Consider the following 18,593-nt stretch of genomic DNA (forward strand, 5'->3'; position numbering starts at 1 on the left):
TAATGGCGAATATTCTGTTAGTTGCCAATCTCAACTGTGATCGGATCTTATTGCTTGATAAACCTTTAAAAACAGGTGGGCGTTTCCATTATCAAGATGGTGGGCAAAGGCTAGGTGGTGGCGGGGCAAATACCGGATTAGGTTTAGTTTGGGCTGGGCATAGCGTCGCCTTGGTGAGTCAAGTTGGTCGTGATGATATGGGGGATTGGTTGATTGCAGAAGCTAGCACTCAAGGGCTCGATTGCCGTTTAGTGCAGCGCCGTGCCGGTAACACTTGCGAAATGCTGCTCGTAATGACGCCAGACGGCGAGCGAACAATTATTCGGCCACAAAGACCCATATTTGAATTATCGGTACCGCCGAAATGGCAACCATGGGATGCGTTATATTTTAATACTTCCGCTGAAGGCACTGTTAGTTGGGCAAAAACAGCTTTAGAACATTGCCTAGTGGTCGCGCAATTAGCCAAGGATGATAGGCAGAGACCTTGTCATATTTTGCTGGCCTCTATGAGCGATATGCAGGGGAGGTGTGAAGCGGCATTCTGGGAGTATGGTGTGAGTATTGCTGGCAATTCATTAGGTTATTTTATTGTCACCGATGGCATCAATGGGGCTAAGGTTTACACGCACGATCAAGTGCAGCATGTTGCGGCTATCCCTGCCACTGTAGTTGATACTACAGGCGCTGGCGATGCCTATGCCGCAGGGCTTATTCATAGTCTATGCACAGGCCAGTCGATTACTGAGGCAATGGCAGAAGGCGCAGTGTGGGCGGCGTTTGCAGTGGCAACCGATAGTTCTATTCCTGGTGAGGCACTAAAACAGTATTTAGAGGCGAAGCAAATCGCATGAAAAATCTGTGGGCGAGCCGTTTGAGTCATCTTTCTGTCATACGCCCTTGCTAGAGTATGTCTTGTGGCGCATAGCTCTTGTCCCTTAACGTTTTCTTGTGCTTTTCTCCCATTTATTGGTTAGTATGTTTTTTGCCTCGTTTCCCCAACGAGGCATTTTTTTGCTCAAAATAAAGTTATTCCATCGCAGAACATTCATCAGGTTGAAATGTTGTGCGGCCATGGCGCAATTGCGTTAACATTTATTCAACTAAAATAGTTATCGTGACATTAAAATAATAAGCCACTCAAGGTGTTCTGTAGTCTTTGGAGTTGAGAATGGGCAATAACGCTTGGAATGATAAGAATAAATTTATTTGGTTGCTCTCTGTTCTGCTTTTGGTCGCCTTTTTAGTGACCAGTGGTATCAGTTACAAGGTGGCCCATGACTCACTGAGTCAACAAATCGAGAGTAATACCCTACCACTCACAAGTGACAATATTTACTCTGAAATTCAGCAGGATTTGCTGCGACCTATCTTTATTTCATCCTTGATGGCGCAGGATACCTTTGTTCGCGATTGGACATTAAGTCACGAGCAAGAGCCTGAAAAGCTGATCCGTTACCTTAAGGAAATCCAAGAAAAATACGATACTGTCACCAGTTTTTTTGTGTCAGAAAAGAGCCGAAATTATTACCACTCCACGGGGATTTTAAAACAAATCCAAGATGTTGAGCCAGATGATGCTTGGTACTTTCGAGTGCGATCTTTACCCGAATCTGAGCATTATGAGGTTAATATCGACGCCGATACGGCGGACCGCAGTAAAACAACCGTATTCGTAAACTATAAAGTTTTTGATTTTGAAGGCAAATTTATAGGCGTTACCGGTGTGGGTTTGGCGGTTGAAAAGGTTAAGTCTCTTATCGAGCTTTATCAAAAACGTTATAACCGTCGAGTGTTTTTTACCGATCGGCAGGGCAATGTCACTTTGCATGGCGATGAATATGATGGTGCGGATTCGCTGCAAAACAGTCCAGGTCTTGAAAATTTAGCGACGCGTATTTTAACCAGTCCAAGTGCGGCTTTTAGCTACCAGAGAAATGGTAAAACCGTTTATCTCAACAGCCGCCTAGTCCCTGAGTTTAAGTGGTATTTGATTGTTGAGCAGGAAGATGCGCCTCAGGAGCGGGAGTTACTAAATACTTTTTGGGGCAACTTGGCGTTAAGCCTAATGGTGACCCTAGGGATTTTATTCATCTCCAACATGACCTTAGGCCGTTATCAGCGCAAATTAGAAGTAATGGCGTCTACCGATAAGCTTACTGGCGCCGCTAACCGTCAGGTATTTGATGAGTACTTTAGGCAGGCGTTAGATAAGGCTAAGTTGGCACAATCGCCGATTTCAATACTCTTGCTGGATATTGACCACTTCAAAAAAGTGAACGACAGCTATGGGCATGGGATTGGTGATCTAGTATTAAAAACCATGACGAATATGCTGCGTGGCGCGCTGCAGCAACAGGATATCTTATGTCGCTGGGGCGGTGAGGAGTTCTTGATTTTACTTCCGGGGATGGATTTAACCCGAGCGGCAGAACTGGCTGAACAGATCCGTGAGCTTATTTTTCAGCGGGAAATTAAAGTGAATGGATTACATATTTCTATTACTGCCAGTATTGGCGTCGCCGAGCATCAGGCGCAAGAGCCTGCAGAAGATCTGATCAAGCGTGCCGATTTGGCCTTGTATCAGGCTAAGGAAGCCGGTCGAAATCAAGTGGTGTTAAATCATTCATAGATTTAGCCCCGTGCTTACTGGCGGCAAGATGTCGTCTACATTTATGAGTTATTGAGTGAGTTGATTGTGTTATTGGCGCATCGCAGTTTACACTCTGGCGGTAATGCGAGATGGGTTATGGATTGGGAGTGACAGATGTCAAAGTTGTTGATCAATAAGTTATCAGGATTGTACTTAGGAACCCATCTTCAAGACATGTCCGGTGTTGCTACTGGGATTGATGGCAAGCAAGCGGCTCAACAACTGTTAGTGCATATCGACCATGTAGACGGGGACGCACAGGCCGATCCTAAACACCATGGAGGACTCGATCGCGTGTTACATCATTTTCCCCGCGAGCATTACGGCCAATATCGTCGTTGGGATTTAATCACTCAACTCGAAGATGCGCCCAGCATGGGAGAGAACATCAGTACCGTTGGGCTGAACGAAACCCAAGTTAATATTGGTGATATCTTACAAATTGGCGCCGTAACATTGCAGGTCACTCAGCCGCGTTCACCTTGCTTTAAGTTGAATCTGCAATTTGGGCACATAGAATTTGCCCTCGCCATGCAGCAGAGCCAGTTATGTGGTTGGTTTTATCGAGTATTAACGCCTGGGATTATTCAGTTAAACGATAAGATTGAACTGGTTGAGCGCCGTACGGACATCAGTGTCGCCGAGGCTATGGCACTCTATTTTTCACCCACCTTTAATGCCAGCGGCTATGATCGTCTAGCTTGCTGCGAGGGATTAGCGCAGAGTTGGGTTAATAGCCTACAACGCCGCTTAGCATCACAGACAGTAGAAGATTGGCAAATGCGCTTATATGGGCCGAGCGGTAAATAAGTATTTATATTCATAATGATAAAACAGGGATGACCTTATGATTGAACCCGTTACAAAAAGTGATAAAGATTTTGGCTTGTTGGTATACGCCTCAAGCTTTGTTGGATACTTAGTGCCGCTGGGCTCGATTCTTGGTCCTTTGATTATCTGGCTGATGAAGCGCGAAGAGTCCGCATTTGTCGATCAATGTGGCCGTAGTTGTTTGAACTTTAAATTGAGCCTGCTGATTTATGTGATCATCAGCGGCGTACTCGCTTTGGTCGGGATAGGTTTTATCTTTTTAGCCATACTCGGCATATTCGATTTGGTGTGCACTGTGCTGGCGATTATTAAGGCCAGTGAGGGTAAGGTATATAAATATCCATTAACGATTAAATTTATTGCTATGGATTAATCGCCTCATTGAATTAAAGAAAAACGCCTTAGATGTTTCCATCTAAGGCGTTTTTTATGGTGTAAGTTTAAGGTTTTACACCTTAAACTTGGCCACTAAGGTATCTAAGCGGTGTGACAGTTGATTCAAGGCTAAACTCGCCTGTGCTGCCGCTTGTGCAGTATTGGCTGTACGCTGAGTAATATCGTTGATTTCTGTGACGTTACGGTTGATGTCCTCCACAACTGTGGATTGCTCTTCCGTTGCCGCAGCAACTTGGATGTTCATGTCGCTGATAAGACCAATGCGATCGCTAATACCAATCAACGATTTGCTGGCTTCATCGACGGCCACAACACCTTCATGGGAGCGGGTACGACTCTGGGCCATCGCATTAACTGCGCGGCTGGCTTCCGATTGCAACTTGTCGATCATGCCTTGCACTTCATTAGTCGATGCTGCTGTGCGTGATGCTAAGTTACGCACTTCATCGGCGACGACAGCAAAACCGCGCCCAGCTTCACCGGCACGTGCCGCTTCAATTGCCGCGTTGAGGGCTAACAAGTTTGTCTGTTCAGAGATAGCGCGGATCACATCTAAAATCCCACCAATGGATTTAGTGTGGGTCGCGAGGGACTCAATCACTTCACCTACTTGGCCAACGTCCTTCGACAATTGGTTAATGGTATCGCGGGCACGGGTTACCACAACTTGGCCACTGCTGGCTTCAGTGTCAGCATCTCTTGCAGCAACCGCAGCTTGAGCGGCATTACTGGCAATTTCGTTAACCGTCGCGCCCATTTCATTAATGGCTGTTACCACCATCATAGTGCGATCTTTCTGCTCGTGGCTGTCTTCTAAGGTTTGCTGTGCCTGATTCGACACATCCTTAGCGGAGAAACCGAGCTGTTCGCTGGTTTGCGCCACTTCGATGACCGAATCTTGGATCTTGCTGATAAAGCTGTTAAATCCCTTAGCGAGTTGCGCAATCTCATCTTCACCATTGACGGGTAAGCGTTGGCGTAAGTCACCTTCACCTTCGCCTATGTCGCGGAACATAGCGGCAACTTGGGCGATGGGACGACTCACAGAACCTGCAACAACGATAGCGAGGACGATAAAGCCCGCTGCAATCAACAGTGTCCAGATTAAGATCTGATAAGCCGCTTCGGTTAATAGCGCAAACACTTCGGCTTCTGGCACTTGTGCCACTAAGTACCAATCCATAGACGCGATATAACTACTGGCAACCAGCATGTTTTCGCCATTGATCTTGGTATTGATCAGATTGAAATCACCGCGGTTTAGTAAGGCGCTTGAGTTCGCATCTTTGTATAAGTTGCTTAGGTTGCTCTTACCAATTTGGCTCGTATCTGGGTGGAGTTTCACTTCTCCCTTGGCATCCACTAAGTAAACAAATCCCGTTTCTTCAATCTTAAACGAGCTCAGCAAGCGCACCATATCATCGAGTGATTTAGCTAGCCCGACTAAGCCGCGACCATTGGGTTGCTGGTAGTTGATGAAGAGTTTGACTTCGCCGTTGGCCTCAGTGAATACGTTCAACATACGTTCTTGGCCACTGTCGCGGTAACCAAAAAACCAGCCATCCTGCGCGGGGGTGAGCACGCGCAAAAATCCATCCTGAGTGTAATAGACGGCAGTTTGTCTGTCGGCGTAGGAGGCTTGCGCTAGCTTATATTGACGCGTGATGTCTTTCAGTTGGGCAACCACTTGGGTTTCTTGGGCCTGTGGTCTGCCGTCTTCGAGCCATTGCAGTAACATGCGGCTGCTGGCCAATTGCTCTGCAGCATTCATTAAAGTGGAGATGTCGAGATCGATCTTATTGCGGATCTGCATCATCAAACTCGGCAGTTCCGAACCTAACATCCGTTGTTGTACGACATTTTTAGCGCTACGTTGGCTTAATACGCCGACGAGTATGGTCGACAGCAGTACTGCAAATGTCACTGTTAGCAGAATTTTCTGCTTAATGGTGAGGTTATTAAATATCATAAATATCAATATGCCTGTGTTGGACTGTTTTGCGTTATCGGTCAACGCACTCTTGTACGGTAAAAGATTATCGGACAGGAATGTGAAAAGTTAACCTTAGTCTAGGCCGAATGCCGAATAAAACAGCGTATAAAACATTTATTTGGCCTAACCCGTTGGTCTTGCAGTAGATCTAATTATGTAGAGTATAGATGGAAATGGGATGGTGATTGAAAACGAACTCTTTTATGTGTGGCAATTGTGGCCAATGTCGTAGATAAGGGCAAGCAAAAAAAGTGAGATATTTGTGTCAAAGGTGAAAAAAAGGCGCTCTATTGAGCGCCGTTATTAACATTTATTGGTGACAAGTTACATATTGGGGTAGTTAGGACCACCACCGCCTTCTGGCGTAACCCAAGTGATGTTTTGGCTAGGATCTTTAATGTCGCAGGTTTTGCAGTGAATGCAGTTTTGCGCATTGATCACAAACTTGGGCTGACCCGCCTCTTCGACGATTTCATACACACCGGCAGGGCAATAACGTTGTGCTGGCTCATTAAACTGAGTCAGGTTAATACCCAGTGGAATGCTGCTGTCTTTAAGACGTAAATGGCAGGGCTGATCTTCTTCATGATAAGTGCTCGACAGATACACAGAGGACAGTTTGTCGAAACTGAGTTTGCCATCGGGTTTTGGGTAATCAATCTTGCTGTAAGCGCTCACGGAGGCCATTTGCGCATAGTCTGGGTGTTCATCACGCAGCGTGATCGGGAACTTTCCACCAAACCAGTTTTGATCTATGTAATTGAAGGCGCCGCCTAAATAGGTGCCAAACTTATGCATCGCAGGGCCAAAGTTGCGCGATTTATGCAGTTCTTCATGCAGCCAGCTTTCTTCGATATGAGTTTGGTAACAGTCGAGATCTTTACCGCCTTCAACACCCGCCATCATGGCTTTGCCTAAGGTTTCTGCCGCAACGATACCGCTCTTCATCGCAGTGTGAGTGCCTTTGATTTTAGCGAAGTTCAAAGTTCCAGCGTTACAGCCGATGATCAGGCCGCCGGGGAAGCTCATCTTAGGAAGCGAGTTCAAGCCGCCTTTAGTAATCGCACGGGCGCCGTAACTGAGGCGTTCGCCGCCGGTTAAATACTTTGCAATCACAGGATGAGTTTTATAGCGCTGGAATTCGTCAAATGGACTCAGATGCGGATTCTTGTAGTTCAAATCGATAATGAGGCCGACAGCAATCTGGTTGTCTTCCATGTGATACAGAAAGCCGCCACCCGATGCGCCCTCGGTTAATGGCCAGCCACCAGTGTGCACCACTTTGCCTTGCTCGTGTTGCTCGGCGGGGACTTTCCAAATTTCTTTGAAGCCTAAGCCGTAATGCTGGGGTGTTTTACCATTATCTAAATGGTATTTTTCGATCAGTTGCTTGCCTAAGTGGCCGCGGCAACCCTCTGAGAAAACAGTATATTTAGCGTGCAGTTCCATACCGGGCATAAAGCTGTCTTTAGGCTCACCATCGGCGCCCACGCCCATATCGCCAATCAAAATACCTTTAACGCTGTTATCGGCATTAAATAGCAATTCACTGGCGGCAAAGCCGGGGAATATTTCGACACCGAGTTCTTCGGCGCGATTAGCAAGCCAGCGGGATAGATTACCGACACTGATAATAAAATTGCCGTCGTTGTGCATGGTTTTTGGCACAAAGGCATTAGGCATCACTCGGCCGTCGGTGGCTGAGCTGAGTAGGTAGATTTCGTCGTGGGTGACAGCGGTTTTCACTGGAGCGTCTTTCTCGCGCCAGTCGCTGAATAGCTCGTCTAGCACTTTTGGCTCGAACACTGCGCCTGACAGAATATGCGCGCCCACTTCTGAGCCTTTTTCGACCACACAGACGGTAATTTCTTTACCTGAATCCTGTGATATTTGCATTAATCGACACGCGGTGGCCAAGCCTGCTGGACCTGCGCCGACGATAACAACATCGAATTCCATTGATTCGCGTTCCATCAGTTCACCTCTTCCTTCACGTTTCCCCGATTTTTATCGAGTGTTGTAGTTTGTAAACGGGCGTTTTATTGCTTGTACCACCTTACCTGAAAATAAGATAAGGTCACAGTGGATTAAGCGGCTGTTTAGTCTAATTCAGTACAAATCTTTAGGTGAGGACTGTCACAGATTATTCACGCTAGCGTGATCTAGGTTAATAAATACCTGTTTAGGGGTATAGCTAGTGAGTACTTTCGGCCTATAATCACCGGTGACGGTTCTCCGAGCTTGCCTACCTAAGTCGAAAGATATGGAGGTGTAGCCGTGGTAATAATGCCACCGGGGTGGGATAAGAAATGCTCTCACCTCCCACACTTGGAAAGGTGATCATGTCTCAATTACAAGACAGCTTTGGTCGAAAATTTCACTATTTGCGGATGTCAGTCACTGATGTTTGTAACTTCAAATGCAGTTATTGCCTCCCCGACGGTTATCATCCTGACGGCAAGCCAAAATTCTTATCTCTCAATGAGATAGAAAACTTAGTCTCTGCATTTAGCCAAGTCGGCACCCAAAAAATCCGCATAACAGGCGGCGAACCCACCCTGCGTAAAGACTTTACCGACATCATCCGTGTCGTCGCCGATAACCCGCGCATTCACACCATAGCGACAACCACTAATGGCTATAGACTCGAAAAGCATGCCAAAGAATGGTTCGATGCGGGCTTGCGCCGTATCAATGTGTCTGTGGATAGTTTAGATCCCAAAATGTTTTACCAAATCACCGGCGAGAATAAATTCGACGAAGTGATGCGGGGGATCGATGCTGCCTTGTCGGCGGGTTTTGAGCGCGTAAAAATCAATGCTGTCCTGCTTAAAGGCCTAAACGATAAAGATTTACCGCGCTTTTTGCATTGGATTAAAAACACGCCAATCGATTTACGTTTCATCGAGTTGATGGAAACGGGTTTAGGCCGTGAGTATTTTGAAGCACATCATTTAGCGGGCGCTGACATTAAAGCGCAGTTATTGGCAGATGGCTGGCAATTAGATACGCCAAGTGCCTCCGATGGTCCTGCGCAAAATTTTAGCCGCAGCGATTATCAGGGCCGTATCGGTTTGATCATGCCTTACGCCAATAATTTTTGTGCTACCTGTAACCGTTTACGGGTATCTGCTAAGGGTAAGTTACACTTGTGCCTCTTTACCGAATCCGGTGTCGATTTACGTGATCTGTTGCAGCATTCCAGTCAACAAGCGGAATTGATTGAGCGTTTGCACGGTCAATTAGCCCAGAAGAAAGAAACCCATTATTTGCATCAAGGCATCACAGGTGTCACTCAGCATCTTGCCTCTATTGGCGGCTAGACCAGGTTTTAGGTCTGTTGCCATAGCCAATTTAGCGCGAGTATAAGCACAATTTCCCTTGCACTTTGTTTTGACCTCAAACGGAAGGATCGCTCCAATGAGCAATGTATTTACCCATATTAATGCCGATGGCAACGCCCATATGGTCGATGTCACCGAAAAAGCCGTTACCGAGCGCGAAGCCCGTGCCGAAGCGTTTATCGAGATGGCGAGCACGACACTTGAGATGATCATGAGCGGCAGCCACCACAAGGGTGATGTGTTTGCCACTGCACGTATTGCGGGTATTCAAGCCGCGAAAAAAACCTCAGATCTTATCCCTTTATGCCATCCACTGATGTTGACTAAGGTTGAAGTCGATTTAGAAGCGCAGCCTGAACATAACCGCGTGCGTATCACCAGTCTGTGTAAATTATCCGGCAAAACAGGCGTAGAGATGGAAGCCTTAACTGCGGCCTCAGTGGCAGCATTGACTATCTACGATATGTGCAAAGCCGTGCAAAAAGATATGGTGATCTCCCAAGTCCGTTTGCTAGAAAAGCGTGGCGGCAAATCGGGACATTTTAAGGTTTAGCCTGACAGAATAGGCTTTAGCCACTCGGCAGATTAGCAAGTGAGCGAAGCTGTCCAAGCTTAAGTCTGACGCGCTATTGGTGAGTCAGTTAAGCGGATCAAAAACGAGAGAAGATTATGATTAACGTGTTGTTTTTTGCTCAAGTTCGAGAATTATTGGGCACAGCTAAATTAAGCCTAGAGGCGAGCGAGCAGACACAAACCGCTGAAGCGTTACGTGCGACGCTGGCCGCCACCGACGATAAATGGGCTAAAGTATTAACCTCAGACAAATTACTGGTGGCGGTAAATCAGACCATTAGCCAATGGGATACGCCTGTAAACGATGGTGATGAAGTCGCCTTTTTCCCACCCGTTACCGGAGGTTAATATGCGCTTATTACCCGCAGTTCGAGTACAAGAAGTCGATTTTAGTGTGGCCGACGAATATCGGCAGTTAGCTCAAGATGATAGCGATGGTGCCGTAGTCACTTTCGTCGGTAAAGTGCGTGATTTTAATGATGGCGCCGCGGTGACTGACTTAACCTTAGAGCACTATCCGGGCATGACAGAAGCCGTGCTAGAACAAATCGTTGTCGAGGCGCGCAGTCGCTGGCCACTGAACAAAGTCACTGTTATCCACCGCGTGGGCACTATGGCCTTAGGTGAGCAAATTGTATTTATCGGCGTAACCAGCGCCCATCGCAAAGCCGCCTTCGCGGCCTGTGAATTCTTAATCGACTTTTTAAAAACCAAGGCGCCATTCTGGAAATTAGAAGCTGGCGAGCAAGGTAAAAGCTGGGTTGAGGCGAAAGATGCCGATGAACAAGCTGCCAAAATGTGGCAACACAAAGATTAGTTGCAGCAAAAATACGCGCAGTGGCAAGGCAGCTTGCTAGCTCTACATGAACGAAAAAACGGCACTGAGGTGACCCAATGCAGAGTTTGACCCGTTTGTTCCATGCCTTTGGTTTTGCATTGCTTTTTTGTTTGGCAGTCGTGCCATCGACCAGTCGCGCAGCGGATAATGCGCCGATTCCTGCCATCGCCGCGGCGGCTAATATCAAGTTTGCCTTGGATGACATTGTTAAAAACTTCACCGCAGAAACGGGTCTCAAAGTACGGGTCTCTTATGGTTCATCGGGAAATTTTGTCGCTCAAATTCAACACGGTGCGCCGTTTGAAATGCTGCTGAGCGCCGATGAGCGTTATATTGCCGAGCTGAACAAAGTCGGTTTTACCCAAGGCGAGGGCGTGCAGTATGCCGTTGGCCGTTTAGCCTTAGTCGCCCCTAAAAATTCACCGCTCGCACTAGATATCGAACTCAATGGCCTAAAAGCATTATTGGCAGCGGGCCAGCTAGAGCGCTTTGCGATCGCCAATCCTGACCATGCGCCCTACGGCGAACGCGCCCGTGAGTTATTGAAAAAACTCGGATTATGGGATGAGCTACAAACTAAGTTGATCTTAGGCGAAAATGCCTCCCAAGCGGCGCAGTTTGCGATCAGCGGCTCGACTCAAGGCGGAATTATTCCTTTATCACTGGCGATTGCGCCGCAGTTTCAAGCCCTCGGTCATTATTTAGCTTTACCCACAGATCTCCACGGTCCGCTGAATCAACGTATGGCGTTAATGCCTAATGCGAGCTCAACCGCCGAGCGTTTCTACCAATATCTACAGTCAGACGCCGCCCGCGCCGTATTCACTCAATACGGTTTTGGTTTGCCAGTAAGTTAAGGATTTCAATGGATTGGCAGGCGCTGTGGTTATCGGTCAAACTCAGCAGCATCACAGTATTGGTGCTGATCCCCCTTGCGATACTCGCGGGGCGAGCCTTGGCCTATCGTCAATTTGTCGGCAAATCTTGGGTCGAGGCACTCATCATGGTGCCTTTAGTGTTACCGCCGACCGTGATTGGCTATTACTTGCTGGTGGGGCTCGGTAGTCAGAGTTGGCTCGGACGATGGATAGAGCAATTGACGGGCCAGCAGCTCGTGTTTCATTTTTCAGGCCTGGTTATCGCTTCTGTGTTCGTCAATATCCCCTTCGCGGTGCAGCCAATCCAACGGGCCTTTGAAGCTGTGCCGAATGATGTCCGCGATGCCGCAGCTTGTTGTGGCATGAGCCGACTTAAAATATTGCTTAAGATTGAATTGCCTATGGTGTGGCCGGGTGTGCTGACCGCGCTGGTGTTGTGTTTCTCCCATGTGCTCGGCGAGTTTGGCGTCGTGTTGATGATGGGCGGCAATATCGCTGGCGAGACTAAGACAATTTCGATTTCTATCTACGACAGTGTGCAAGCCTTCGATTTTAATGCCGCAGGCACTATGTCATTAGTGTTATTACTGTTTGCGGTAACGGCTTTGGCGCTCACTACCAGTTTGTCACGGCGTTTAGGAGGTCAGCGTGGCGCAAATCATCGCTGATCTGCAGTGTCAGATCCAAAACCATAAACACATTAAACTCAACGCGGATTTTCGCTGCAAGGCTGGCGAAGTGCTCGCTGTGGTGGGGCCGTCTGGCGGTGGCAAAACGACCTTGCTACGGATGATCGCTGGGTTGAATCATCCCGATACGGGACAAATCCATTTTGGCGATCGGCCTTGGTTTGATGATAAAGCGCGCATCGCCTTAAGCCCGCAGCAACGCCATATCGGTTATATGCCGCAGCATTTTGGCTTATTTCCGAATCTCACTGCCTTAGAGAATGTAGTCGCTGGGCTTGATCATATCCCTAAATCGGAGCGTATTGTGCGCGCTAAAGATTGGCTTGAGCGAGTCAACCTACAAGGTTTACCTGATAGATTGCCGGCGCATTTATCTGGCGGTCAGCGTCAGCGTGTTGCGCTTGCCCGTGCACTTGCCCGCGAACCTTCAGTGTTATTACTCGATGAGCCTTTCTCGGCAGTTGATCGGGAAACCCGCGAGCGTTTATATCTCGAACTGGCGCGCCTCAAAGAGCAGTTACTCTGCCCAGTAATTATGGTTACTCACGACTTAAATGAAGCTTTGTTGCTGGCTGATTCGATGATTTTGATCAGCCAAGGGAAGATGCTACAGCAGGGCGCACCTTTTGAAGTGTTGTCGCGGCCCCGCAATGAAGCGGTGGCGCGGCAGATGGGGCTAAGGAATATTTTCGACGGTGAAGTGGTGTTTCAAGACAGCACAAAAGACCTCACTTGGCTTAAGTTTGGCGAGCAGTTGATCGCCTGCGACTATGGCAAAGACCGCGCCGTTGGCAGCAAAGTGCGTTGGGTGATCCCCAACCAAGGCATTCGCTTTAACTCGATATCTAACGGACGTTTATGCCGCAGTTTTAATAAGTTAGATGTCACTATCGACGCTATGCTGGTGATGGGGGAATCGGTCAGACTTATTTGCTATGTCACAGGTACTCAGTTACAACTTAACACCGAAGTCTCGCTGCATTTTGCCCAAAAGCTTGCACTCACAAAAGGAATGCAAACCACAGTGGCACTCAAATCAGAACAAATTCATATTTTGGAATAATGTGATATCGCACTCTAATGACGTTTTTTACCCAGCAATCCAATCCAAAATGTTCCTTCCAACAGCATGCCTAAGATGATAAATGCCATGGCGCTTGTGGCGCTGCCATAGGCGTAGGCGTTTAATGCTGCGACGAGTAGCAAGCTCAAGCTTATCCATCGTGTGACTGGTTTCATATTCGCTCCGATTAAAAATGCCATTACTTGACGCTTGGTTATCAGACTGACTTTAGTTGAGTGCGGTCTATTTGCCAATCGTACTTTTTGACGACACAGATGCACTTAAATATCCGCTAGAATTCAATCAGCTTGATTTTAAATGGCTAAATTATGGTTTTTCACTGGAAGTGTCATTCTTCAAAATCCCCAGATGATCAAAGCTTAATCTTGTTTCCATCGGTGTTTCAGCTGGTATTAGGTAGACTTAACACATTAGCCACAAAATGATTGAGTGTTTGGCTTAAAAGCTAATAACTTAGGTGATGTTGAAAGGGAATTTTCGTTCCATTTATGACCAAACCTGAGTTAAGGCTAACGCAGTGTGATGCTATATCCAGTGGTAGATTATGGGAGATTGGCTTGGAATCGCGCGCTGGGACAATTGGTCCCATCGACTTCTAACTGATTGTCTCATAAGATACAAACTTAGCTGATTTATATGGAGGAGCCATGAGACTATGGTTGCTAGGATTCATGTTGGTATCTGGCGTCGCAACTGCGGCTCAGAGCATGTATTCGATGTTTGCGGGTGGAGACTATGTACCGCCGCTGAGCGTTATGCAGCAGATCGAAAAAGGGTTCTCCGGCGTGATTGCCGAATTTAATATGGAAGAGCAAGAGGGTGAATTAGTCTACCAATTTGAGTTGATTAATCCCTTGGCCAATTCTATAACGCGGTTTGAATATCGTGCCCGCGATGGTAAGTTGCTGAAACAAAAGGCGAGTAAAGTGAGCGCGGATGATCTCGGTGAGGTTGAGGCGACACGTTTGATCGCAGCAAAAGATCAAACATTTTCAGGCTTAATCGCTAAGGCCACTAAAGATCATAAAGCCTTCTTAACCGAGGCAAAGTTAGATCACGACTTAGGTATCAGTTATTTAGAACTTAAGCTGCTAGACGATACGGGTAAGTTTAAATTGGCTTTTGATGTCGAAAATTTACGCCCGTTACCTTTACTCAAGTGGGATTGAAACATCTAAGTCAATCGAGTGCTCAAACGAGTATTTAGGATTGAGGAGCGCAACATACAGATGAAAATACTTTTAGTTGAAGATGATGCGACGACGATTGATTACATCGTCAAAGGATTTCTTGAGCAGGGCCACAATATCGAAACGGCGAGCGATGGCCACCAAGGTTTGTCACTCGCCACGAGTAGTCAGTACGATCTCGTGATCCTCGACCGCATGTTACCCCAGCTCGATGGCTTAAAATTATTGGCCGCCTTAAGGGCAACGGGCAATCAAACCCCAGTGCTGATTTTATCTGCCTTAGCGCACGTTGATGAGCGAGTGAAAGGCCTGCGCGCGGGCGGCGATGACTATATGACTAAGCCGTTTGCCTTCTCTGAGTTATTAGTGCGCGCCGAAAAACTTATGCACCGTGGTCAATCTGTGCCGGTCACCACAGATCTCGTTGTCGGTGGTTTGAAGATGGAGTTACTGACCCGTAATGTGACCTTAGACGGGCAAGAGTTGATGCTGCAGCCGAAAGAATTCCAGTTACTTAAGTATCTGATGGAACATGCGAATCAAGTGATTAGCCGCACCTTATTGTTTGAAGCAGTGTGGGATTATCACTTCGACCCGCGCACGAACGTTATCGATGTGCATATCGCAAAATTACGCCGTAAATTTGAAGAGTTAGGCCATGGCGAGCTTATCGAAACCGTGAGGGGAGCGGGTTATCGCTTACGACAAAGGCATTAAGCCTTACCAAAGCAGCGCCTGGCGCATCACAATCGTCTTTTCGACCTTAGTGACGGTGATCATTGGGGCGCTGCTATTTGCCCTCTATCGACAGTTGATCATCGAGCAACAGTATCAAGTGACTCAATATTTAGAGTCAGAGACACAACGTTATCAGCAACTTGCCCTAACGGTTGACCGCCGTAGTTTTGCCGCTCAAATCCGCGCCGCCGATCCACAAACCGCTCTGATCGCTTGGCGTAATAGCTACGATATGGTCGGTGCCTTGAGCTTTATGCCCGAAGGCATGCCCATGCTGCCGCAAACGCGGGATTTCCCCATCTTAACCGGTGGTCCGGATAAGCTGCATATTCTTACCGGCGGGCTGGTGATGACCCGCTACGGCCCAGTGTTGATTGCGACCCGTACCGATAACTTAGCGACATTAATCGATAAGTTTATCAGCGCCGCAGCGACAGCCGTGATGCTTACCATAGTGTTGACCTTAGCGCTTGGCTATCTGTTTTCTAAGGCGATTTTACGTCGATTAGTGCAATACAACCGCTTGAGTGAACAGATTGAACGCGGCCACTATGACACCCGCTTGCCGTTGAGTTGGCGTCAGGATGAGTTTGATATGTTGGCGCTACAGTTTAATAATGTGCTGGATATCCTCGAAAATAACCTGATGGCAGTGCGCGGCGCGACCGATAATATCGCCCATGATTTACGTACTCCACTGTCACATATCCGCATTGGTCTTGAAGAGCTGGCGAGTAAGCCGAGTGATGAGATTAGCGAAGGTTGCGCCATTTTGACCGAGGAGCTCGACCATTGTTTAGCGACATTTGATGCCATGTTGTCACTCACGCGTATCGAAGAAGGTCAGCAGACGCTCGATTTACAGGAGTTAAGCCTAGCGCAACTGTGTACCGATTTGTTGGACATGGCCGATGCCGTGGCAGAATCCAATGAGCAAACCTTGAGTTTGTCGCTGTTGGCTGACCATAAGGTATTTGGTGATAAATACTTATTATTCCAAGCTTTATATAATCTCGTCGATAACGCGATGAAGTATTCTGGCCAAGGTGCGCGGATTGAAATTATCCAATCAGGCCCACAAATTCAGATCCGCGATAATGGCCCTGGTATTCCAGACGAGAGTAAAGAAAGAGTGTTCGAACGCTTAGTGCGCCTCGACCCTAGCCGGCATTTACAGGGTACAGGTTTAGGATTATCTATGGTCAAAGCGATTCTCTCACGGCACAATGCCAAAATTAATCTCACGGATAATCATCCCGGCTTAGTGGTCACTATTAAGTTTTAAGTCGATGATCCGCATTACAGCGTCGAGAACTCCATGTATCGAATCATAGCCGATGAGGCTGACTTCCTTGTTATCTCCAAATCAGCCAAAGTGCATTTTCACAGTCAGGATGGAACGGCGGGCGTGGTGGCGCAGGCTGAGCAAGATTTAGGGATTAAGCTTTTTGCCGTGCATAGATTAGACACACCCACGTCTGGTCTGTTGATTCTGGCCAAAAGCGCTGTCGCCGCTAAGCAATTTACTGAGCTATTTACCGCCCATAAAGTGCAGAAATATTACCTCGCCCTCGCGAAAGGTAAGCCGAAGAAGAAGCAAGGCTGGGTGATTGGTGACATGGCAAAGTCGCGGCGTAGCATGTTTAAACTGCTGCGCACTAAAGAGAATCCAGCGATTACGCAGTTTTTTTCATTAAGTGTCAGTGAGGGATTGCGTTTATATTTACTTAAACCCCATTCGGGTAAAACCCATCAATTAAGAGTCGCCTTGGCAAGTTTAGGCGTACCGATTTTAGGCGATGATTTATACGGTGGCACGGCGGCGGATCGTTGTTATCTGCATGCCTACTGTCTGCATTTTCGCTATGGCGATGAAGCGACTGGCTGGCGTGATTATGCGTATAGGGATGTGCCGACTCAAGGTGAACATTTTGCCGCTGAAGGTGTGACTGAAGCGCTGATTGAGTGGTCTGAACCCGATACTTTGGCTTGGCCGGCGAAAGGGGATTAATACGAGTCGCGTTATTCTTGCGTAAGGCTAGCAAGATTTTGCGAAAGCCTAGCAAGCTTGGCAAATACGGTCTCGGCCTTCGGATTTGGCGCGGTACATGGCTTGGTCCGCTTGAATGAGTAGCTTGTCGGGCTGGCATCCTTGATAGATAGTGGCGTAACCTAAACTGGCATGGATTTTTATCGTAACACCTTGCCAAATAAATGAATTGTCCTTAAGTACTTGATGCAATTTCTCGGCCACGGCTCTGGCGGCGGGTGCATCGGTCGCGGGCAAAATCACCAGAAACTCCTCTCCACCGTGACGACATAGGGCATCATTTTCTCGCAATACCGATCCGAACAGTCTCGCCGCCGTCAGCAGGGCGAGATCACCCGCATCGTGACCGTATTGATCGTTAATCTCTTTAAAATGGTCAAGATCCAATAAAATCATACTGTAAGGCACACTATCCCTTAGCCAGCGTTGATGGATATTGTTGAGAAACTTATGCATAGCCCGGCGATTCCACAGGCCTGTGAGTTGATCCCGCTCCGCTAACATACGGATTTTACTGACGAGTCGCGTCATGGCATTACCTATCATCACGATATTGATCAATAGGGTTAGAAATACATAAAACCACAGCACAGGTATGGCTTCGTGCGTGTGCATGGCGATAAACATCGGACTTTCTTCTGGGGAAAGCAGGGCGATAAAGATGCGAATGATAAAAATACCCACCATAGCGACTAAAGGCATGACCATAGCGATGGCGACTCGATTCCCCGTATCGCGTTTAATGGCCTGATAGTTATCCCGCGTTAGCATGGTAAAAATCAGCGCGGCGCAGGCGGAGAAAACAACGGCTAAAGTACGTTCTGAGCTGAAGTTGGGGGGAACCGAGAGCATCACACTGGCCGTGATTGCCAAGAGAAAAAGATCGGATTTAACGCTGGGACTCAGCCTGAAAAGTGCCTTAGTACCCCAGCGTAATAGGATGAATCCAAACAAAATCGCCATATCGGAGCAGAACCAAAAAAGGTAACTGGAGGCTTCGGAGCGTTGGCTGTTGAGTATGATGCCAAGGAGGACGAACAAGTTCGCCAGAGAAAAGCGCATACTGGCCCGAGTGGCAATTTGTAAGGGTTTAGCAATGAGTCCCCATGCCACGGCTGCGGTGCTGGCCAGTAGGCAAATAAATTTGATGAGTAATAGGGCTTGGGGATCAAATATCATTCTTTTACTTCATATTTTTCTTTAACTATAGATGCTTTTAGGCATTTTCGGTTGAAGTTTATAGGATATCTTAACCTGTATTTATCGGCAGGAGGTGGGCTGTATCCTCTTTTGAATTTATGGCGATATTAAGTGCCTTTATTTGGAGAATAACTTG

Annotated in this window: 19 protein-coding genes and 1 riboswitch; of the genes, 15 read left to right on the top strand and 4 right to left on the bottom strand. The window is 47.4% G+C overall.

All coding sequences use genetic code 11. The features are described from left to right. Positions 1 to 2: 2 nt before the first annotated feature. The 4 genes from MO387_RS14710 (at position 3) to MO387_RS14725 (ending at position 3,857) form a co-directional block, all read left to right on the top strand. Complete coding sequence (locus MO387_RS14710; RefSeq protein WP_107949690.1) at positions 3 to 854, top strand: PfkB family carbohydrate kinase; 852 nt, start codon at positions 3 to 5, stop codon at positions 852 to 854. Between the two features lie 317 nt (positions 855 to 1,171). Continuing rightward, entirely contained in the window at positions 1,172 to 2,632 is a 1,461-nt protein-coding gene (locus tag MO387_RS14715; RefSeq protein ID WP_107949688.1) for a diguanylate cyclase, read from the top strand. Between the two features lie 135 nt (positions 2,633 to 2,767). After that, the gene (locus tag MO387_RS14720; protein ID WP_107949686.1) at positions 2,768 to 3,463 is read left to right on the top strand and encodes an MOSC domain-containing protein; all 696 of its coding nucleotides are present in this window, start codon (positions 2,768 to 2,770) and stop codon (positions 3,461 to 3,463) included. 37 nt (positions 3,464 to 3,500) lie between these two features. Further along, positions 3,501 to 3,857 (top strand): DUF4870 domain-containing protein, encoded by a 357-nt coding sequence (locus MO387_RS14725; protein WP_006079751.1) that lies wholly within the window; start codon positions 3,501 to 3,503, stop codon positions 3,855 to 3,857. Between the two features lie 75 nt (positions 3,858 to 3,932). On the opposite strand, the gene MO387_RS14730 is transcribed toward MO387_RS14725, so the two are convergent. Together MO387_RS14730 and MO387_RS14735 are read right to left on the bottom strand one after the other, a co-directional pair. Beyond that, positions 3,933 to 5,849, bottom strand: coding sequence for a methyl-accepting chemotaxis protein (locus MO387_RS14730; RefSeq protein WP_107949684.1), 1,917 nt, complete (start codon positions 5,847 to 5,849; stop codon positions 3,933 to 3,935). A 348-nt stretch (positions 5,850 to 6,197) separates the two neighbouring features. After that, complete coding sequence (locus MO387_RS14735) at positions 6,198 to 7,847, bottom strand: electron transfer flavoprotein-ubiquinone oxidoreductase (protein WP_107949682.1); 1,650 nt, start codon at positions 7,845 to 7,847, stop codon at positions 6,198 to 6,200. A 247-nt stretch (positions 7,848 to 8,094) separates the two neighbouring features. After that, positions 8,095 to 8,228, top strand: a riboswitch (molybdenum cofactor riboswitch). On the opposite strand from MO387_RS14735, the gene moaA reads away from it, so the two are divergent. The 7 genes from moaA (at position 8,216) to MO387_RS14770 (ending at position 13,258) form a co-directional block, all read left to right on the top strand. After that, a complete protein-coding gene (gene moaA / locus MO387_RS14740) occupies positions 8,216 to 9,196 on the top strand; it encodes a GTP 3',8-cyclase MoaA (RefSeq protein ID WP_107949680.1) in 981 nt (326 codons plus the stop codon). Its footprint overlaps the riboswitch before it by 13 nt. A gap of 97 nt (positions 9,197 to 9,293) precedes the next feature. After that, positions 9,294 to 9,770, top strand: a complete 477-nt coding sequence (gene moaC / locus MO387_RS14745) for a cyclic pyranopterin monophosphate synthase MoaC (protein ID WP_006079755.1) — start codon at positions 9,294 to 9,296, stop codon at positions 9,768 to 9,770. 116 nt (positions 9,771 to 9,886) lie between these two features. Then, the gene (gene moaD / locus MO387_RS14750) at positions 9,887 to 10,138 is read left to right on the top strand and encodes a molybdopterin synthase sulfur carrier subunit (protein ID WP_006079756.1); all 252 of its coding nucleotides are present in this window, start codon (positions 9,887 to 9,889) and stop codon (positions 10,136 to 10,138) included. A gap of 1 nt (position 10,139) precedes the next feature. Beyond that, positions 10,140 to 10,607 carry a molybdopterin synthase catalytic subunit MoaE gene (gene moaE / locus MO387_RS14755; RefSeq protein ID WP_063884948.1) on the top strand — a complete coding sequence of 156 codons (468 nt, stop codon included), beginning with the start codon at positions 10,140 to 10,142 and terminating at the stop codon, positions 10,605 to 10,607. A gap of 77 nt (positions 10,608 to 10,684) precedes the next feature. Then, positions 10,685 to 11,485: a molybdate ABC transporter substrate-binding protein gene (gene modA, locus MO387_RS14760; protein ID WP_107949677.1), complete on the top strand. Its 801-nt coding sequence runs from the start codon at positions 10,685 to 10,687 to the stop codon at positions 11,483 to 11,485. Positions 11,486 to 11,493: 8 nt separating this feature from the next. Then, positions 11,494 to 12,174 (top strand): molybdate ABC transporter permease subunit, encoded by a 681-nt coding sequence (modB, locus tag MO387_RS14765; RefSeq protein WP_107949675.1) that lies wholly within the window; start codon positions 11,494 to 11,496, stop codon positions 12,172 to 12,174. Then, positions 12,155 to 13,258 (top strand): ABC transporter ATP-binding protein, encoded by a 1,104-nt coding sequence (locus MO387_RS14770; protein ID WP_107949673.1) that lies wholly within the window; start codon positions 12,155 to 12,157, stop codon positions 13,256 to 13,258. Before modB ends, MO387_RS14770 begins: the two co-directional genes overlap by 20 nt. A gap of 14 nt (positions 13,259 to 13,272) precedes the next feature. Here the strand turns inward: MO387_RS14770 and MO387_RS14775 are convergent, their stop codons facing one another. Continuing rightward, positions 13,273 to 13,434, bottom strand: coding sequence for a hypothetical protein (locus MO387_RS14775; RefSeq protein WP_107949671.1), 162 nt, complete (start codon positions 13,432 to 13,434; stop codon positions 13,273 to 13,275). A gap of 492 nt (positions 13,435 to 13,926) precedes the next feature. Here MO387_RS14775 and MO387_RS14780 point away from each other — a divergent pair, with 492 nt between their 5' ends. The 4 genes from MO387_RS14780 to MO387_RS14795 are packed head-to-tail and all read left to right on the top strand — an operon-like array spanning position 13,927 to position 17,218. Next, positions 13,927 to 14,448 (top strand): hypothetical protein, encoded by a 522-nt coding sequence (locus tag MO387_RS14780; protein WP_006079762.1) that lies wholly within the window; start codon positions 13,927 to 13,929, stop codon positions 14,446 to 14,448. A gap of 60 nt (positions 14,449 to 14,508) precedes the next feature. Next, entirely contained in the window at positions 14,509 to 15,186 is a 678-nt protein-coding gene (locus MO387_RS14785) for a response regulator transcription factor (RefSeq protein WP_006079763.1), read from the top strand. Between the two features lie 49 nt (positions 15,187 to 15,235). Then, the gene (locus tag MO387_RS14790; RefSeq protein ID WP_107949668.1) at positions 15,236 to 16,492 is read left to right on the top strand and encodes a HAMP domain-containing histidine kinase; all 1,257 of its coding nucleotides are present in this window, start codon (positions 15,236 to 15,238) and stop codon (positions 16,490 to 16,492) included. Positions 16,493 to 16,525: 33 nt separating this feature from the next. Next, positions 16,526 to 17,218 (top strand): TIGR01621 family pseudouridine synthase, encoded by a 693-nt coding sequence (locus tag MO387_RS14795; protein ID WP_107949666.1) that lies wholly within the window; start codon positions 16,526 to 16,528, stop codon positions 17,216 to 17,218. A 48-nt stretch (positions 17,219 to 17,266) separates the two neighbouring features. On the opposite strand, the gene MO387_RS14800 is transcribed toward MO387_RS14795, so the two are convergent. Continuing rightward, positions 17,267 to 18,436, bottom strand: coding sequence for a GGDEF domain-containing protein (locus tag MO387_RS14800; protein WP_107949664.1), 1,170 nt, complete (start codon positions 18,434 to 18,436; stop codon positions 17,267 to 17,269). Positions 18,437 to 18,593: the final 157 nt, after the last annotated feature.

It is taken from the genome of Shewanella sp. N2AIL (assembly GCF_022690845.1).
Lineage (GTDB): Bacteria > Pseudomonadota > Gammaproteobacteria > Enterobacterales > Shewanellaceae > Shewanella > Shewanella baltica.

What these genes read in the sequence shown, in the direction of transcription:
- moaE (WP_063884948.1), top strand. Translation starts at nt 10,140, where the DNA reads ATGCGCTTATTACCCGCAGTTCGAGTACAAGAAGTCGATTTTAGTGTG.
- MO387_RS14795 (WP_107949666.1), top strand. Translation starts at nt 16,526, where the DNA reads ATGTATCGAATCATAGCCGATGAGGCTGACTTCCTTGTTATCTCCAAA.
- MO387_RS14710 (WP_107949690.1), top strand. Translation starts at nt 3, where the DNA reads ATGGCGAATATTCTGTTAGTTGCCAATCTCAACTGTGATCGGATCTTA.
- MO387_RS14800 (WP_107949664.1), bottom strand. Translation starts at nt 18,436, where the DNA reads ATGATATTTGATCCCCAAGCCCTATTACTCATCAAATTTATTTGCCTA.
- moaC (WP_006079755.1), top strand. Translation starts at nt 9,294, where the DNA reads ATGAGCAATGTATTTACCCATATTAATGCCGATGGCAACGCCCATATG.
- MO387_RS14720 (WP_107949686.1), top strand. Translation starts at nt 2,768, where the DNA reads ATGTCAAAGTTGTTGATCAATAAGTTATCAGGATTGTACTTAGGAACC.
- MO387_RS14715 (WP_107949688.1), top strand. Translation starts at nt 1,172, where the DNA reads ATGGGCAATAACGCTTGGAATGATAAGAATAAATTTATTTGGTTGCTC.
- MO387_RS14730 (WP_107949684.1), bottom strand. Translation starts at nt 5,849, where the DNA reads ATGATATTTAATAACCTCACCATTAAGCAGAAAATTCTGCTAACAGTG.
- modB (WP_107949675.1), top strand. Translation starts at nt 11,494, where the DNA reads ATGGATTGGCAGGCGCTGTGGTTATCGGTCAAACTCAGCAGCATCACA.
- moaD (WP_006079756.1), top strand. Translation starts at nt 9,887, where the DNA reads ATGATTAACGTGTTGTTTTTTGCTCAAGTTCGAGAATTATTGGGCACA.
- modA (WP_107949677.1), top strand. Translation starts at nt 10,685, where the DNA reads ATGCAGAGTTTGACCCGTTTGTTCCATGCCTTTGGTTTTGCATTGCTT.
- MO387_RS14785 (WP_006079763.1), top strand. Translation starts at nt 14,509, where the DNA reads ATGAAAATACTTTTAGTTGAAGATGATGCGACGACGATTGATTACATC.
- MO387_RS14780 (WP_006079762.1), top strand. Translation starts at nt 13,927, where the DNA reads ATGAGACTATGGTTGCTAGGATTCATGTTGGTATCTGGCGTCGCAACT.
- MO387_RS14775 (WP_107949671.1), bottom strand. Translation starts at nt 13,434, where the DNA reads ATGAAACCAGTCACACGATGGATAAGCTTGAGCTTGCTACTCGTCGCA.
- MO387_RS14735 (WP_107949682.1), bottom strand. Translation starts at nt 7,847, where the DNA reads ATGGAACGCGAATCAATGGAATTCGATGTTGTTATCGTCGGCGCAGGT.
- MO387_RS14725 (WP_006079751.1), top strand. Translation starts at nt 3,501, where the DNA reads ATGATTGAACCCGTTACAAAAAGTGATAAAGATTTTGGCTTGTTGGTA.
- moaA (WP_107949680.1), top strand. Translation starts at nt 8,216, where the DNA reads ATGTCTCAATTACAAGACAGCTTTGGTCGAAAATTTCACTATTTGCGG.